The following is a 17,026-nucleotide window of genomic DNA, read 5'->3' on the forward strand; positions in this document are numbered from 1 at the left end:
CAAGGTCAGAACCGCCATTCCAGCTTGGCCCGAATACCATAGTCATAGCTGTCTTCCGCCACCGCCGTTCGCCCGGTCAACGAGATCATCAGCCTGTCATCGAGTTTCATGCGAAGGCCGGCTTCCAGTTCGCCCTGATAGCGCCCGGTCGAAAGTATGCCGTTGAATTCACCCGCCGAGGCATCGACCCCGATCAGCGAACTCGACAGAGACATCGATGGCTCGTTGAGCATGGCCGTGACACCCGCGCGTACAAAGGTCAGCATCGAACGGTCGTTCGTGCTAAAGGCGCGCCCCATCTCGATCGAGGGGGTAAAGGCCACCCATTCTTCGCTGACCGCGCCAACGTTCCAGTTCAACGGGCCCGCTCCGCTTTCCGAAAAGCTGTCTTGCCAGGCCTTGGTATAGGAAAGTGCCGCTGATGGCTTAAGATAATATCCGCGCTCTCCGGACAACACCGCGGACGCACGCACCTCGGCCCCAAAAAAGCCGCCATTCACATCGCCTTCGGCTTTGTAGCTGTTGCCGCCGGTGGCATAGCGGCGTTCGTTGTTCATCGAATAGACGCCCCCGGTGAGCGTCGAGGACAAGGTAACGCGCCCGATCTCGCGCTTCAGCGCCACGCCCATCGCGTACCGGTTGCCGTCGTGGTCGAAATTCTCGCCCCCGATCGAGACCGTTTCAATCAGGCCTGCGATTTCGACAAATGTATCGCCGGACACCTCGCGCTGCGCACCCATTGCCACACCCCATGTGGTCTCGTCGTATTCGGGGCTTTCGGATTTGGCGTCCTGATGCAGGCGCTCGCCAACCCCCATCACCCAGTTACAGTCATTCTGGCGCAAAAAGCCGGTACCGGCAGATGCCTCAATGGTTGGACAACTTTGCAGCAGCTGGTTCAGCGCATGTGCGTTGGAGACCGCGTTAGAGGCCGCGATCAGGTATTCTTCCGGCGCATGACGCCGATAGGCCGTTTCCAGCTCGGCGATAGAGGCGGTGTTCAGGAACCTGGTGGCCAGCGCAGACAGATCGTCCGATTGCGCATTGCTTGTACCGGCCTCGACTGTTTTTATCACTCGATTGAAGTAATTCGCGTAAGATCGGGCGTTTGCCCCCATCGATGCGCCCGCAGCGCCGCCAGAGTAATCGACAGTATAGGTGGCATAGACGTTCTTTTTGCTGTCATCGGTGCTCAGCGTGTAGCTCACAGTCGACGTGTCGACCGCCGACGCATCAAAGCTGTCGAGGCTGGCGTTGGCGTCCAGGGTGGCGATCAGCAGCTTGCCCGTGTCGCCCGAGGCAAATTTGGTAGAGCCGGACCAGACGGTTGCGACCTGGCCCGTCAAATTCACCTTGGCCGACGCGCCGAGGCCGGTGAACTGCAACTGGTCGTTGGACAGCTTGCCGTCCGAAGACTGCGCGGCGTCCACATGCAGGGTGCCTGCTTCGGAATAGGTGCCGCCAAAGCTCACTACGCTGGTGCCGATGGTTCCCGCACCATGCGCTGACATCGTACCGCCGCCGGACCCGATATAGTTGCCCAGATTGCCCAGATAGATCTTCGATCCAGCGGCAAAGGTGGCCCCGGATTGGTTCTCGAACTCGGTTCGGTTGGCGTCGTCCAGCTGCAGCGAGCCGGACAGCAGGCCGCCAGACAGGTTATGGATTCGCAGGCCGCCTTCGGCATCGTTGGCGATTACAACGGAATCCGCGTCGGCGCTTTGGATGGTTCCGGCGTTATTAACCAGATTGGAATAGTAGATCGTGCCGTCCGTATTGTAGGTTGTCCGCCCGCCAGAGATCGCGATGGTCTCGTAGGCCTTTGGGTTGGTCGTTTCGACCACGCCGCCTGATCGCACGTAGATGTGCGCGGTGCCCCGACACAGGGTATCGAAGTCGTCGCAGGTCTTGCCGGTCGATTTATCGCCTTTCGGGTCGCTGCTCCCCGTTTCCGAGGTCTGCGCCAGAATGGCGCGACCGTTTTCCCCAGCCGCCGAGACGCTTCCCGTGACATACACCTTGAGACCGCCCGAATAGCTGTCGCCACCAGAGGCGCTTTGCACAAAGGCACCGTGCGATCCGTTGCCCTGAACGTCGATCTTGCCATCCACATAAAGGTTGATATAGCCGCCGTCGCCGTCTGCCCCGGCGCTGCCGATGACGTTTTTCAAAGTGCTGCCAACGCTCTCGGTCTCAAGCACACCCGAGGCGCCTCCGCCACCGCCGACGGTCTGTGCCCAGATGCCATGCGCATTCTCGCCGGTGGTGGCGATGTCGCCTGAACTGTCGATCGTGATATCGCCGCCGGTGCCACCGGCGCCGCCGTCATCGGTGCCAAACATCTCGGCGCCTGCGGTTTGCACAAAGTCGGCAAATGCAGTGACAAGATTGCCTTCCATGTCGCCACCGCTGCCGCCGCCGCCGCCAACCGATTGCGCATAAACGCCCATCGCACCGGCACCTTCTGTCTGGATCGACCCCGAGTTGGTCACCCAAACATTGCCCGCGTCGCCGCCGCCACTACCCGATTGCACGACGGTCAGTGACGTCAACAACCCTTGGCTTGCATCGCCGCCATTGCCGCCGCCGCCGCCGACGGATTGCGCGAATATGGCTGTGCCACTGTCCCCCGTGGTATGTAGCGTACCACCGTTTTTAACCGTGACGTCGCCGCCGGTTCCGGACGCCCCCGACTTTCCGCCGATGTTGATACCGATGCCGACAGAACCTTTCAGAAGTCCGGAAATCTCCTCGTAGGTATCGTAGATGTCATGCGCCCATTCGGCGACTTGCACGATATCGGCGATCCAGCCTTTGCCATCTGCGGTCCCGTTGCCTGAATTGCCGCCGCCGCCGCCCACCGATTGCGCGTAAATCGCATAAGCGGCCTTGCCGGCTGTTGTGATGGTGCCTTCGGAATGATCGACGCTGACGTCGCCGCCATTTCCCGATGCCCCGTCGGAGCCGCCCATATCGAACGTGAGCGCAAAGCTGTACTTCGGATCGGTCTTTTGCTGGGTTTTCGTATACCCAAAACTATGTGCGCCGCTGCTTCCGCCGTCGCCGCCGCCGCCGCCCACCGACTGGGCAAAAATCCCATAGGATGTTTCTGTCTGGGTGCTGATATCGCCCGTGTTGACCACGTTGGCCTTGCCGGCATTGGCACCCTCACCACCGCTGCCGCCAACCGAGGCATCAAGATTGACCTGCATGGCACCACTGGAGGGTTTCTGGGAATACTCGCCGGCGAACAGAAACCCATAAGCCCCTACCCCGCCATTCCCGCCGATTGACTGAGCCCGGACCCCGTGCGCGTTACCGCCTGTAGTGGCAAGCTTGGCGTGGTTTTCGACGCTGACGTTCCCACCGATGGCACCGTCTCCACCGCTGCCGCCAATAGAGACAGAGCTTTCGACCGAGCTTGCCTTGCCTGCGTTCAGGCTGAAGGCGTAGCTGCCACCGCCAAGCCCGCCGTTGCCGCCCACCGACTGCGCATAAATCGCATCGGAATAGTGGCCGTCGGTGGCGATATCCGCACCTTCGTCATTGACGACCGAGACATTCCCCGCGGTGCCACTGTCACCGCCATCGCCACCGACGGCCACATTCACCGTTCCACTACCATCGGCATCCAGGGACACGATGCCGGCATAGACTGCGCCGCCATTGCCGCCATTGCCGCCCACTGATTGAGCAAAAAGACCGACGGACTGATAGCCTTTGGTGGTCACCGCGCCGGAATTGTGAAGCGTTACATCGCGCGCTGACGCACCTGTGCCGCCATCGCCCCCGATCGAAACGTCCACCGCCCCCGATACCTCTCCGACCGTTATCGAAGTCGACGTGAGCACCCCGCCTGTGCCGCCTGCGCCACCAATTGATTGCGCCAGCAGCCCGACCGCAGTGCTGCCCTCTGTTGCGACAGTGCCGGTGTTGGTCAGCGTCACCGCATCGGCGCTACCGCCATCGCCGCCATCCCCACCATGCGTGACGCTCAATTCACCCACGGACAACTTGCCTGAAAACGTGAGCCCGCCCGCACCGCCGCCGCCACCAACGCTTTGGACCAGAATACCTGTTGCCAGACCGCCAGAGGTCTTGACGTTCGCACTGTTGTCAGACGTGACCGTCCCCGCCTGACCGCCATCGCCGCCATTGCCGCCATGCGTGTAACTCAGGCTGAGCGCGACATCCCCGGAAATCATCACGCCGGCTTGCCCCCCGCCTCCGGCGATGCTCTGGGCGACGATACCGGCAGACAGATCGCCCTTGGTTTCAATCTCTCCCGACACGGTCAGCTCGACATCACCTGCGTTGCCTCCGTCGCCGCCAGAGGCTCCCAGCTTGACCGCGGCGAGCTCGACAGAAGCATCCGCATCGACCGTATGACCACCTTTGCCGCCACCACCGCCAACGGACTGCGCCACAACGCCCGATGAATTATCGCCGACGGTCTGCACGGTGCCATCGGCCAGCAGAGTTACCGAACCGCCGTCCCCGCCATCGCCGCCCACGGCCCCTTGATTTCCGACAAACTGGCTCATCTCCAGGCCTGAAACATCGGAGTTGACGATGTTGCTGGAATGACCGCCGCCGCCGCCGATCGATTGCACCACGATACCGTCGGCATGTTCACTCGTGGTGGTCACGTCGGTTTTCGTGTTGGCCAGCACGATACCGCCATCGCCGCCCGCACCGCCATCGCTGCCCATCACCTGGTTGAATTCGATCGCAGCACCCGCCTCGATGCTGTTGCCAGAGGACCCACCGCCGCCGCCAACAGACTGGACCAGAACGCCGACGGCGCTGTCGCCTCCTGTCTTGACCACGCCATTCAGCCCCACGGTATCCTTGTTGCCGATGCTGACGGCTCCGCCCTGGTTGCCGCTGGCGTCATTCTGCGCACCGGTCTGCTGGTTGAACATCATGCCGATTTCGACATTGACCACATATCCGCCATCGCCACCGCCGCCGCCGATGGATTGGGCCAAAAACCCACTTGCTTTGGCGCCCATTGTTTCAATGTCTACCGCGCCGCCATCCGATGTGACGGTGACATCCCCACCGTCGCCGCCGCTGCCGCCCGTGGCTCCGACTGCGGGCTCTACGATCGCGATCGCTTCGACTGTGCCGCCACCATGGCCGCCGCCGCCGCCGATTGACGAAATCAATACACCATCCGCGTTCTCGCCGGTTGTGCTGACCTTGAGCGTTCCGCTGCTCAGCGTCAGTGCCGCGCGCCCGCCGTCGCCTCCATCGCCGCCCTCCGCCCCAAAGGCCCATGCACCACCGGGTGACGTTGATTTGCCGCCGCCGTTGCCGACGCTGCCCACCAGCACGCCGACCGAATGGTCGCCGCTGGTGGTTATCGTGGTGTCGCCGTCGTTGGTCAGTGCGACACTGCCGGCATCACCACCGGTTCCGCCCTGCCCGCCCAGGGCGACAACCCCGTCGTTGGCGCCGCCGACACCGCCACCGCCGCCCACGCTGAGCGCGATGATCCCCGACGAGTCTTCGCCCTGAGTGGTGATCTCGGTATCGCCAGAGAACGCAATCGATACGTCGCCGCCATCTCCACCGGCGCCCGACTCGGACCCCATGGCGACAAAGCCGGCGTCTTTCGATCCCGTGCCGCCACCGCCACCGGTGCTGATCGCGACGACGCCGCCGGAGAAATCGCCCGCTGTGGTCAGCGTCACGCTGTTCAGCGTAGCGGTCACGCCAGCGCCATCGCCGCCGCTTTGACCGTTCGCGCCATAGGCCACAAATCCGTCCGCGTCGCCCGAAGCACCGGCAAAGCCACCGACACTTTGCAACAGGATCGCCGAGGACTCCGCACCCTTGGTGCCGATCGTCGCCGTATCCAGTGTAAGCGTGACACCTCCGGCGGGACCCGGTCCAGTAGAAGATCCGCCCTCGCCATTAAAAGCGCTGTCGCCCTCGCCACCGTCGCCACCGGCCCCGCCGATGCTTTGAATGAAGATGCCTTGAGCCTGGGTTCCGTCCGTGGCGACCGTGCCGGAGAAATCGACGTCGATATCGCCGCCTGCCCCGCCCTGGCCACCGGTACCGCCCTGCCCTTTGCTGGGTCCGTGTCCCTCTCCGCCTGTACCGCCGTCTCCCGCTTCGCTGATCGCCACGATCCCGTGATGTGCGTCACCGGTGGTCGTGATCGTGTTGCTGCTGGCCGTGGCCTTCAACACGACATGGCCGCCATCTCCTCCAAAGCCACCCTCGGCACCGAAACCTTCGTCGCCTGAAAGACCTTCTCCGCCCGTACCGCCAACGCCGCCGATGCTGAACAGCCCAAGACCCACGGAACGGCTTGTGGTGACATCGACGAAATGTCCGTCGTCCAGTTCGAGAACAATCTCGCCACCGTCTCCACCGTCGCCGCCTCTGCCACCTTCTCCCTGGCGAAAGATGCCCTGAACGGTGCCCTTGCCACCCAGACCACCGTCGCCGCCGTCTGTGGCGAGTATCAAACCCGCGCCGTCCTGGGTGGTGATCGCCGCCGGGGTCTTGCCGCCGCCATCGCTTTTTGCGTTGACCGTCAGCGCCGCGCCATCTCCGCCGTCGCCGCCTCTCCCGCCTTTGGCATGCGACCAGGCCTCGCTGTCTTCGTTCGCCTCACCGCCGTCGCCGCCTGTCGCACCAAGGTAAATGCCACCTTTCGCGCTTTGGATGCCATAGCCCAGATCGAACGACAGCGTTGCCGAGAGATTCCGGGGCGTGACGCCATCGCCCCCATTCTGGCCATCGTAGTGGTGCGTATCGACACCGCTCTCGCCCGGGCTCCCGGTCGAGGTCAGGCGCAGGGCGTAATCGGGATCGCTACTGCCGGCTGGCCCGAAGGCCGCAGTCACTTTTGAGTAAGTAATATCCGTATATGTGGCCCCAGTGGAATCTATGTTGCCGATATCGCTGCCAGAACACGTCGCCTTCAGGTCCGAAACCGCGCATCCCGCGTAACCGGCAACCGGCCAAAGCGTGGCAAATGTCGCAAATGTGGTCACAAGCGCAGTGGTTGACCATCTATCCGATCGGCTCATGACCGCATTGAACGAAGGTGACGTATTAGAACTGATCATGATGATTTTACCTGGGCTTTAGAAACAGACTTCCCGCAAAACACGTTCTATCCTCGATAAGATCAACCTTAACGTGTGTAGCATTCAACAAAATCGACGGCTGCAGCAAATTTGCACCACCGCTATCTTCAAATGAGTTCTGATGATGCGACCGCCCTTACGCCATCGCCCTGCGAGGGCGGCCCAAGATGATCCGATATTCGACCGGCAGGCCCACGCCTTCCTCACCGGTGCGGATTCGCCAGGGCCGCGCCGGCTACCGCGTGAAAACAGACCGTGCAGAAGTTAACCATTTGGCAAAACAAAACTGATTTCACATGAACCTGGGAGGCTCTGATTTGAATTGGGCTTCTGTCCTGAAAAACGGCGCGCACAGCCACAAGGGAGCGCAGGTTTGTCGATCTCGTTTGAATGTTTGGGCACCCCGTTGGCCGTGAAACCCGCACGCCACATCCCCGGGGGATACAACCGTCGAACGCCACCATGAGGCGCAAATCTGGCGACCTCGTAGAAATCCATGACCCGGGGCAGACGATATGCTGCCCCCGGTCACACGCCCGGAATTCGAGAACAGCCAACGCCCGCAACTCGCGGGCCCAGGGACAAACAGCAAACGCAGGTGCCGAACGCGAAGCGGACCAGACCTTCGCAGGAACAAACTTTTTCACGTGACCAAGGACCAGGAATGAAAGACGTTCTCGCAGCTTGGCGAATACCATTCGCCATCCACTACCGGCAGATCCCCCTGATTTCAAAGGTGTTTTCAGGCCTGCTTCTGGCCTGCCTACTAAGCCCCGCGCTTGCGCTGGCGCAAGCCGCCGACACGCCTCGGGACGCGGCCCTCACCAGCGCCCCCGCCACGGGTGAAGAGAACACGGTTGTCACCTCTTCGGGTCTGCTCAAGACGATCCGAAGCCAGGTCAAGCAAAGCGCGGTTCTGCAGGACAGGTACAACCGGATCGTCCGGAATCCGATCTCTCCACCCGATACGCGCAGCCCACGCGCGACGCTGGGCAGTTTCCTGCTGATCATGGACGAAACCAACAGGCTCTGGCTGGACACCCGCGACCGCTACCTCGCAAGCAACGATCTCCAACTGAACCCCGAAGAACTCGAGAACGTCGCAAAGGTGAGCGCGCTGATCGACAAGGCCTCCGAGACGCTCGACCTCTCCGACATCCCCGCTTCGTCCCGTGAGAAAACGAGCATCGAACTGGTGCTGCAGCTTCAGGAAATCCTGGACCGGATCTATCTGCCCGAGTTGGTCGAAATTCCGGGCGTCGGTGTCGGCGCAGTGCGCACCAAGGAACAGGCCACGACGCAAGCCAAGTGGACCATCCCCGGCACGAGCCTGACCATCGCACAGCAGACCGAAGGCCCACGGCAAGGAGAATATCTGTTCACCGCGGCAAGCGTTGACCGGATTCCCAACGACTACGTCACGCTCGCGGGCCTGCCCATCATCGCGGACAATACCGAAGATACCTATCTCTACTACATCTACACGCCCGGCAATCTGATCCCGCCGCAATGGTACGAGCTCATCCTCGACGGTCCCGACTGGCTTATGTGGCCCTTCGCCGGTCAGACCGTCTGGCAGTGGATCGGACTGGTCCTGTTGGTGGTCGTCCTGCTGGCCGCGATGACCGTCTATGTGCGCTGGAACGCCCGTCGGGCAGTGCCACTGGGACTGGCCCGCAGGCAATTGCGCAGCATCGTGCCCCCCCTGCTGCTGTTGCTGTCGGTGAAACTTGCGGAATACATCTGCAACCAGCAGTTCAACATCACCGGCTCGGTGATGTTCTTCGTCAGCACCCTCGGCAGTCTGGTCTTCTGGGCCACCTCTGCCTGGTTGACCTACCAGGTCCTGCAACTGATCTACATCTGCACGGTACACAATCAGTCACTGAGCCAAACAAGTCTTGACGCAAGCCTGTTGCAAACCGGGTTCAGGGCGCTGTCCTTCGGCGTGTCGATTCTGGTTCTGGGGTACGGGGCGACGCAGATCGGCATCCCAATCTACGGTGTCATCGCCGGTCTGGGTGTCGGCGGCTTGGCCATCGCACTCGCGGCTCAGCCCACGCTGGAGAATTTCATCGGCGGGCTGATCCTCTATGCCGACGGGATCGTAAGGGTGGGCGAGTTTTGTTCCTTCGACGATCTGGCCGGCACAGTAGAAGAAATCGGCATTCGCTCGACCCGAATCCGGGCGCTGGACCAGACGCTGATCACCGTCGCCAACGCCGACCTGTCCAAGCGCAAGATCATCAATTACAGCAAGCGCGGAGCGTTCATGTTCCGCCATCGGGTTCGTCTGCGCTACGACACGCCTTCCGAGACCCTCAAGACGATCACCGCCGACGTGCACCGCTACCTTGCCGCACATGAGCGGGTGCGGGAAAAACCGCTCCGGGTGCGGCTGGTGGAATACGGCGAGTTCTCCATTGTGATCGACATCTATGCCAACATCTCTGCCGGCAGCATGGACCAATACGTCGCCGTTCAAGAAGAACTTCTCTACGAGATCCGCGCGGTGATCGAGGCCAACGGAGCCGGGTTCGCCATTCCGTCCTCGACCGTCTATCTGGCCCAGGACGGTGGCGTCGCCGCCGGCACGTGACCGGCATCGCCAGGCTGCCGGCGATGCGCCCGACCTGGACCGGTCACGTTTCGGTACGGCTCCTTCTTCGGCATCTGTGCACCTGGCGATGCGCGCCACCGGGTCACGCGCCTATGTCGATCAGCGTATGAACTGATCGACATAGGCCGCGCCCAGCCCAACGGTTTCGTAATGGGCGCGGCACATGTCGATCTTGGTGAACACGTCTTCATAACCCGTCTGCCTGCCCCAGGGATCGACGTAACACATCACGCCGTTGACCTGGAACATGGTCATCATCTCCTCGACATCGTCAGGCACGACCAGGGTATGGGTTTCGCCCGGCGGCTCGTAAACATAGCCCCCCTCCTCGGCCACCCAGTCATGTTCCAGATAGCGCCAGCGCCCCTTGAGAACATAGCCATGCACGGGCTGCGGGTGGCGGTGGCGGCTCAGCACACCGCCTTTTGTCACCTTCAGCACATTCACCCAATACCCCTGCGAGGCGTTCAGGCAGAGCGGCCGGAAGAACACGTTGTCGGCCTGGGGCACCCAGATCCGGTCGTCTTGCGGTACCGCGTGAGGGACGACAATATCGACCCCGGCATCCTTTGGCATGCCGAGCTGATAGGGCATGCGCTTTTCATCATCATTCTGTGTCATCGGCTATCCTTACATTACGCCAAAGGTTTCCAGCGCCTGCGTGGCGGACATGCCACCCCGGATCGCTTCACCCACCGCGTCCTCGGTCTCGGTCTTTTCCAGAGCCCGCACGATCACTTCTTCTTCGGCATCACGCGGGATAACCAGAACGCCTTCGCGGTCGCCATAGATCAACGTACCGGGCTCGACCCGGATTCCACCGATCTCGACCGCGCTGCGAAAATCCATCACCTTGCCACGCACGCCCTGATCCTGCGCATAGACACCGCGGCAAAAGGTTGGAAAACCCAGCGCTTCTATGCCATCCGCATCGCGTACATAGCCGTCCAGAATTGCGCCTGCCGCCTTCAAGACCAACGCCCGGGCGGTCATCAGCTCTCCCCACAACGCATAGCGCAGCGAAGCCCCGGTCGCGACATAGACCTCGCCCGCCTTCAGATCGTCCAGCGCCTCCAGCATCAGCCCAAAGGGTTTGCGCGCCAGCGGGCCGCGTGACAATTCGGTGCCATCGTCGAAGATATCCGCCTCAAGCACGGGCATCGCGCGCCCGGCCATCTTGCTGGTCCGTTGCAACGGGGCGATGCCGGCGGGCAGAAACTGGCGGCGCAGACCCATTTGGTCCATCACATCGCCAATCACGGCCGTGAACAGGCGTTCGCGCATCAGCTTGAACAGATCGGCATCGCTCTCATAGGGTTTGCTCATGGTGTATATCCTTCTCTATTCACGCGGCGGAATACCCGCCATCGACCGGCAGGATCGCCCCGGTCACAAAACTTGCGGCGGCGGATGCCAGAAACAGTGCCGGCCCCACGAGGTCCTCGGGTTGGCCCCAGCGGTTCATCGGCGTGCGCCCCAAAATCACGGCTGACCGTTCGGCATCCTCGCCCAGGGCCTGGGTCAGCGGCGTGGCGATCCAGCCGGGCGCCAGCGCGTTTACGCGGATGCCGTCCCCCGCCCAGGCCATCGCCAGGGACCGGGTCAATTGCCCGATGCCGCCCTTGGACGCAGCATAGCCCGGTGACACCGCCGAACCGAACCAGGTCAGCATCGAGGCGGTGTTGATCACGCAGCCCGAAGCGGCCTTCAACGCCTCATGCGCCGCCGCGCAACAGCGTTGCGACCCATTCAGGTTGATGTCGATCACATCGGCAAAGCCATCGGCGGTGAACTCGGCCCCGCCGCGCCGGATCACCCCCGCACAATTGACCAACACATCCAGCCGCGAGACCGGTGCAAAAAACGCGGACACCGCCGCTGCGTCCCTCACGTCCAACCTCGCCTGCCCCATTCCATCGGGCAGATCGTCCACCGCCGCATGACCGGTCACCGTGACGCTGTCGCCAGCCTCCAGAAATCCGGTTGCGATGGCCCGGCCAATGCCGCTTGTGCCTCCGACGACCATTACATTTCGTGTCATGTTGCCGTGTTTCCTCGTCTGGATGTCATGAAGTGGCGGCGCAGGGACAGAACGAGCATCAGCCCCCAGATCGCAAACGTGATGAACCCCAGCGTGCCGGCAATCGGGCGGCTGAAGAATTCGAGCAAATTGCCATCCGCCTTGATCACCGATTTCATGAAATTCTCTTCGATCAGCGGTCCAAGGATCAGGGCAAGGATCATCGGCGCCAGAGGAAAGTCATTCTCCTCCAGCACAAAGGCGACCAGACCCAGCACCAGCAAGACCCACACGTCGAACAGGGTGTTGTTGGCGGCAAAGGCACCAATCACGCAGAACAGCAGAATGATGGGAAACAGGATCTTCTGACGTACGGACAACAGATGACGTGACGCCGTGATCGCAACCAGACCCAGGGGCAGCATCAGCAGGTTGGCCAGGATAAAGACCGCAAAGATCGCGTTGACCAGCCCGGTGTCCATGACAAAAACCATCGGCCCCGGTGTGATACCTTTCATCAGCAACACGCCGATCAGGATCGCGGTAATCGTATCGCCGGGAATACCAAACACGAGGCTGGGCACATAGGCCCCCGACAGCGCCGCATTGTTGGCGCTCGATGCGCTGACGATGCCTTCGGGATGACCGGTGCCGAATTTCTCGGGCTCGCGTGAAAACTTCTTGGCCAGCGCAAAGGCAACCCATGAAGCGATATCCGCACCTGCCCCCGGCAGCGCGCCGATGGCGCTGCCCATCAGCGACGAACGGGCGACCCCGCCCTTGTATTTCCAGAGGGTGCCCATCACCCCCGACACCGCCGCGCGCAATCGCAACGGCGGTGTGGGCGGCAAATCCGACGGAGCCGCAGCCTTGCGCAGGATCTCGGTGATGGCAAACATCCCGATCAGGACGGGAATGATGGAAATCCCGCCGATCAACTCGCTGTCGCCAAAGGTAAAACGGCGGATCCCCATCACCACGTCGATTCCGATGGTCGAAAGCATCAGCCCGGCACAGAGCGAAAGCACGCCTTTGATGCGGGGCCCGTTGCTGACCAGGATCGCGCAGGAAAGACCCAGGATCGCCAGAAAGAAATACTCGTAGCTGGAAAAGCCCAGCGAGAACCTGGCAATCTGCGGCGCCGCAATGATCAGGATCGCGACTCCGACCAGCCCGCCGATGGTCGAACACATCAGGTTCACACCCAGTGCAAGTTCCACCTGACCGTTCTGGCGCATCTTGTACGCCTCATCCGTATAGGCCGCCGAGGCCGGTGTGCCGGGAATGCGCAGCAGTGCCCCGGGGATGTCACCGGCAAAGATCGCCGTGGTGGTGGCCGCCACGATGGCTCCGATCGCCGGGATCGGGTCAAGGAAAAACGTCAGAGGCACCAGCAGCGCCGTCCCCATGGTTGCGGTCAGACCGGGAATAGAACCGATCAGCAGCCCATAGGCCGACGCGCCAAGAATGATCAGGAAAACGCCCGGCTGCAGCACCTGTGCAAAACCGGCCAAAAGGGTTCCGTCCATCAGTAAATCACCTCGGTCAACAGGCCCAGTGGCAGCGGCACCATCAACAGTTTCGAGAACAGCATCCAGATCGCGCCTGTTGTCAGCAGCGCAATCGGCACCGCCATCGACAGCCGCACCTGCATCACCCACAGCAGCGCCGTCAGCAGGACCGGGACAAGCAGTGGAAAACCGATCTGCTTGCTGAACAATATGTACAGCACCACGAACGCCACCATGGCTGTCATCCGCCCGGCCGCTCCCGGCGTACGGATCCAGCCGGACAGGACCAGAACAGGGTCTCTCGACCTGACCCCGTTCAGGATCAGACCGCCGCCACACAAAAGCATGATACAGGCGACGATAGCGGGAAATGTGCCCGGCCCATAAGGTTGATTGGGCAGGGTGGGAAAGGTCCGCGCCTGAAACAGCACCACGAGTGCGATCAGAACAAAGATCGTCCCAAGAACGGCATCATTCAGTTTCAACTGCGGACCTCCCCTTGCCTATTGCTTCAGGCCAAGCTTGCCGATGACGTCGGCATTGCTGGCCGTCGCATCCATCATGAAGGCTTTGAATTCATCCGCTGGCAGCCAGCTGACGCCAAAACCCCTGTTGGCCATGAACTCCTGAAAGGAGTCGCTCCGATAGACTTTGGCCAGCGCCTCACCCAATTGTCCGGTCACGTCCTCGGACAGCCCGGCAGGGCCCACAACTCCGCGCCAGGTGCCACCAACCGATACGGTGCCAACAGCCTCCTGCGCCGTGGGAATGTCCGGATAGGCCTCAAGACGATCCGCGGACAGTACGGCCAGCGTCTTGACCAAACCCGCGTCGCGCATCGACGCCGCTTCGGGCAGCGATGAAGGCACGATCGCCACGCCATCCGCAACCAGTTCCTGAAACCCCGGAGCCGCGCCCTGGCTGGGGACGACCGGCACGGTTGTCGGGTCGATGCCGTTCTGGTTCAGAAAGCTGGCAAAGGCCAGATGGTACGCCGCGCCCACCGGAAAGCCCGAAGCCTTGTATTTGCCCGGATTCGCCGCGATGTCAGCGAGCGCCGCCTTGGCGTCACCCCATTCGCTGTCGGCGCGCACATTAAAGGCCGAGGCGTCAAAATTCATCAACCCGATGGCGGTCATGTCAGCCGCCGAGATCTCAGAGGTGCCAATAGCGGCATATGTGGTGATCTCTGCCGTGGCCAGACCCAGCGTGTACCCATCCGGCTCCGCCTCGATCATCGCGGTGTGCCCCACGATACCACCTGCACCGGTGCGGTTCACCACATTGACCGGCGTGCCCAGTTCATTGCTCAGCCCTTCGGCGATCATCCGGCCCACCGCGTCGGTGCCGCCGCCCGCCGACCACGGCACGATCAATGTGATCGGACGCTCCGGAAACTCCGCCAGAGCCGGGCCCGCCAATGCGGCTAGCGCGGCAACGACGGGAATAAGCGTGGTTCTTTTCATGGGTCGATCTCCTCATTTTCCATGTTGAACAAGTTGGTTTCTTCCCGCTTGGGCGGGCTTTCGAACAGACGCCGCGTGTCATCGTGGCTGCGTTCCAGCAGCCGCAGACTGGCGTCAAAGGCTTCTTTCGGGTCTCGCATCGCAATCGCGTCCATCACCAGACGGTGGTTTTCGAGGTTGCCCGCAAAGTTGTGAGGCACTTCAAACAGCCGCTGAAAGTTCAGGCGCATCGCATGAACGATCGAATATGCAACAGACTTCAGAAAGCGGTTATGCGTCGCTTCGGCCACCGCGACATGAAAGGCCAGATCCGCTTCCAGACAGTCCGGCTCGTCCTGTTGGTCCACCAACCGCGCCATGTCCTCAAAGGTCGATCGGATGACCGCAATCTCGGCGTCCGTTGCATTCCGCGCGGCCTCTTGTGCTGCGGCCGGTTCGATTGCGAAACGGATCCGAACCAGTTCCTCCATAAAGCTCGGGTCATTGCGAAACTGCGATGCAGACCAGGCCAGAACGTCACGGTCCAGAATGTTCCAAGCGCCACGCGGACGTACGACGGTGCCGCGCCGCGGCGCAATCTCGATCAGGTTCTTGGCGGCGAGCAATCGCATGGCTTCGCGCAGCGTGTTGCGCGAAGCGCCGTGTTGCCGCGCCAGATCCGCCTCCAGAGGCAGTTTCTCTCCCACAGGGTAGGTTCCGTTCACAATGGCGCTGCCAATGCTTTCGGCCACCCGCGCAGAGCCGGACTTCCAGCAACTGTCATTTGGATTTGTCACAGCCCCTCCTCCAAAGCCTCTGTGCGAATCTATTGGTAGGATGAATAAACAGACTGGAAAGCGCACGTCAATTGGGAGCCTGCCAACCGACCAATCTTTGCGCTTCTCGCGATCCCGGTTTCACGAAACTCGGTTGCACCAGCCAGCCATAGCGGCGTAAGCGGCTTTCACCCTTCCCTGAACGCCCTGAAAATCACAATCGCCGCTTTCGGCAATAAGACCGGATCCGCAGGAATTTCAGAGCCTGTGACTATGAAATGGCAAGACATCCCGCTACGCTCTCAGGACATCCGCCAGAGCTCCGGCGGATGGACCGCACCGACCATGAAGTCTCCCGCGGCGCTTAATACCGATAATAAACGAAAAACCGCCGCACCTTATCGATCCCAGTCATGTCCTATAATCTTGCCTTATCGGATATTTTTTCCTAGTGTCCTCCACATGACCAAAAGCTCCGCAAAATCGCCCCCGAACCGCCCCGAACCCGGCCAGAAAACCGCCCTGCCCTCACACGTTGCCGGATCCGGCAATCTGGACCGGCTCGCAGACACGGCGCGGGAATATGCCCGCAACGCCACAGCCCAAAACACCAACGCCGCCTACAAAGCCGACTGGGCCCATTTTGGCCGGTGGTGCCGAATGCGGGGCGCGGACCCCCTGCCCGTTTCACCGGAACTGATCGGTCTCTATATCGCCGACCTCGCCGCACCACAGGGCAAGACCCCGGCCCTCTCGGTCAGCACCATCGAGCGCCGTCTCTCGGGGCTGGGCTGGCAGTATCGCCAACGCGGCTTTACCCTCGATCGCAAGGACCGCCACATCGCCACGGTGCTCGCCGGGATCCGCCGCAAACACGCCCGCCCGCCGCTGCAGAAAGAGGCCATCCTGCCCGAAGATATCCTGTCCATGGTGGCCACCCTGCCCTTTGATCTGCGCGGCTTGCGCGACCGGGCAATGCTGCTGCTGGGCTATGCCGGCGGCCTGCGCCGCAGCGAAATCGTGTGCCTGGATGCGGGCCGCGAGGACACACCCGACAGCGGTGGCTGGATCGAGATCCTGCAGCCGGGCGCGGTGCTGACCCTGCGCGGCAAGACCGGCTGGCGCGAGATTGAAATCGGGCGCGGCAGCAGAAGTCAGAGCTGCCCGGTACATGCGCTGGAGCAATGGCTGCACTTCGCCCGGATCGACTTTGGCCCGATCTTTGTACGCACCTCTCGCGACGGCAAACGGGCCCTGGAAACACGGCTGAACGACCGGCACGTGGCGCGCCTGATAAAACAAACCGTGCTGGCCGCCGGCATCCGGTCCGACCTGCCCGAGACCGAGCGTCTGGCGCTGTTCTCGGGCCATTCCCTGCGCGCGGGTCTTGCCACCTCCGCCGAAGTGGATGAGCGATATGTGCAGAAGCATCTGGGCCACGCCAGCGTCGAAATGACCCGCCGCTATCAACGCCGCCGCGACCGGTTTCGGGTGAACCTGACCAGGGCTGCGGGGTTATAGGCGCGGCAGGTTTCGCCGCGA

At 61.9% G+C, this 17,026-nt stretch carries 10 protein-coding genes; 2 read left to right on the plus strand and 8 right to left on the minus strand.

Features of this window, described 5'->3' with window-relative positions; all coding sequences use genetic code 11:
- Nucleotides 1-5: 5 nt before the first annotated feature.
- On the minus strand, nucleotides 6-6,866 hold the full coding sequence (locus NANH_RS0123245) for an autotransporter outer membrane beta-barrel domain-containing protein (RefSeq protein WP_139236367.1): 6,861 nt from the start codon (nucleotides 6,864-6,866) through the stop codon (nucleotides 6-8).
- Between the two features lie 910 nt (nucleotides 6,867-7,776).
- Between NANH_RS0123245 and NANH_RS0123250 the strand changes: the two genes are divergently transcribed.
- On the plus strand, nucleotides 7,777-9,711 hold the full coding sequence (locus NANH_RS0123250) for a mechanosensitive ion channel family protein (protein WP_027264181.1): 1,935 nt from the start codon (nucleotides 7,777-7,779) through the stop codon (nucleotides 9,709-9,711).
- A 120-nt stretch (nucleotides 9,712-9,831) separates the two neighbouring features.
- Here the strand turns inward: NANH_RS0123250 and NANH_RS0123260 are convergent, their stop codons facing one another.
- Genes NANH_RS0123260 through NANH_RS27105 form a run of 7 tightly spaced genes read right to left on the minus strand, consistent with a single transcriptional unit; the run spans nucleotide 9,832 to nucleotide 15,505 of the window.
- Nucleotides 9,832-10,353 carry a 2,4'-dihydroxyacetophenone dioxygenase family protein gene (locus tag NANH_RS0123260; protein WP_027264182.1) on the minus strand — a complete coding sequence of 174 codons (522 nt, stop codon included), beginning with the start codon at nucleotides 10,351-10,353 and terminating at the stop codon, nucleotides 9,832-9,834.
- Between the two features lie 9 nt (nucleotides 10,354-10,362).
- A complete protein-coding gene (locus tag NANH_RS0123265) occupies nucleotides 10,363-11,058 on the minus strand; it encodes an RraA family protein (protein ID WP_027264183.1) in 696 nt (231 codons plus the stop codon).
- 19 nt (nucleotides 11,059-11,077) lie between these two features.
- Nucleotides 11,078-11,773 (minus strand): SDR family NAD(P)-dependent oxidoreductase, encoded by a 696-nt coding sequence (locus tag NANH_RS0123270; RefSeq protein ID WP_036050273.1) that lies wholly within the window; start codon nucleotides 11,771-11,773, stop codon nucleotides 11,078-11,080.
- Nucleotides 11,770-13,281 carry a tripartite tricarboxylate transporter permease gene (locus tag NANH_RS0123275; RefSeq protein WP_027264185.1) on the minus strand — a complete coding sequence of 504 codons (1,512 nt, stop codon included), beginning with the start codon at nucleotides 13,279-13,281 and terminating at the stop codon, nucleotides 11,770-11,772. Before NANH_RS0123275 ends, NANH_RS0123270 begins: the two co-directional genes overlap by 4 nt.
- Nucleotides 13,281-13,748 carry a tripartite tricarboxylate transporter TctB family protein gene (locus tag NANH_RS0123280; RefSeq protein WP_027264186.1) on the minus strand — a complete coding sequence of 156 codons (468 nt, stop codon included), beginning with the start codon at nucleotides 13,746-13,748 and terminating at the stop codon, nucleotides 13,281-13,283. The genes NANH_RS0123275 and NANH_RS0123280 overlap by 1 nt, the downstream gene beginning before the upstream one ends.
- A gap of 18 nt (nucleotides 13,749-13,766) precedes the next feature.
- The gene (locus NANH_RS0123285) at nucleotides 13,767-14,729 is read right to left on the minus strand and encodes a tripartite tricarboxylate transporter substrate binding protein (RefSeq protein WP_027264187.1); all 963 of its coding nucleotides are present in this window, start codon (nucleotides 14,727-14,729) and stop codon (nucleotides 13,767-13,769) included.
- A complete protein-coding gene (locus NANH_RS27105; protein WP_139236369.1) occupies nucleotides 14,726-15,505 on the minus strand; it encodes a FadR/GntR family transcriptional regulator in 780 nt (259 codons plus the stop codon). The genes NANH_RS0123285 and NANH_RS27105 overlap by 4 nt, the downstream gene beginning before the upstream one ends.
- Nucleotides 15,506-15,946: 441 nt before the next feature.
- Here NANH_RS27105 and NANH_RS0123295 point away from each other — a divergent pair, with 441 nt between their 5' ends.
- Nucleotides 15,947-17,005, plus strand: a complete 1,059-nt coding sequence (locus NANH_RS0123295) for a tyrosine-type recombinase/integrase (protein WP_051372583.1) — start codon at nucleotides 15,947-15,949, stop codon at nucleotides 17,003-17,005.
- Nucleotides 17,006-17,026 lie beyond the last annotated feature (21 nt).

The sequence above is a fragment of the Sedimentitalea nanhaiensis DSM 24252 genome (assembly GCF_000473225.1).
In the GTDB taxonomy this organism is placed as follows: Bacteria; Pseudomonadota; Alphaproteobacteria; order Rhodobacterales; family Rhodobacteraceae; genus Sedimentitalea; species Sedimentitalea nanhaiensis.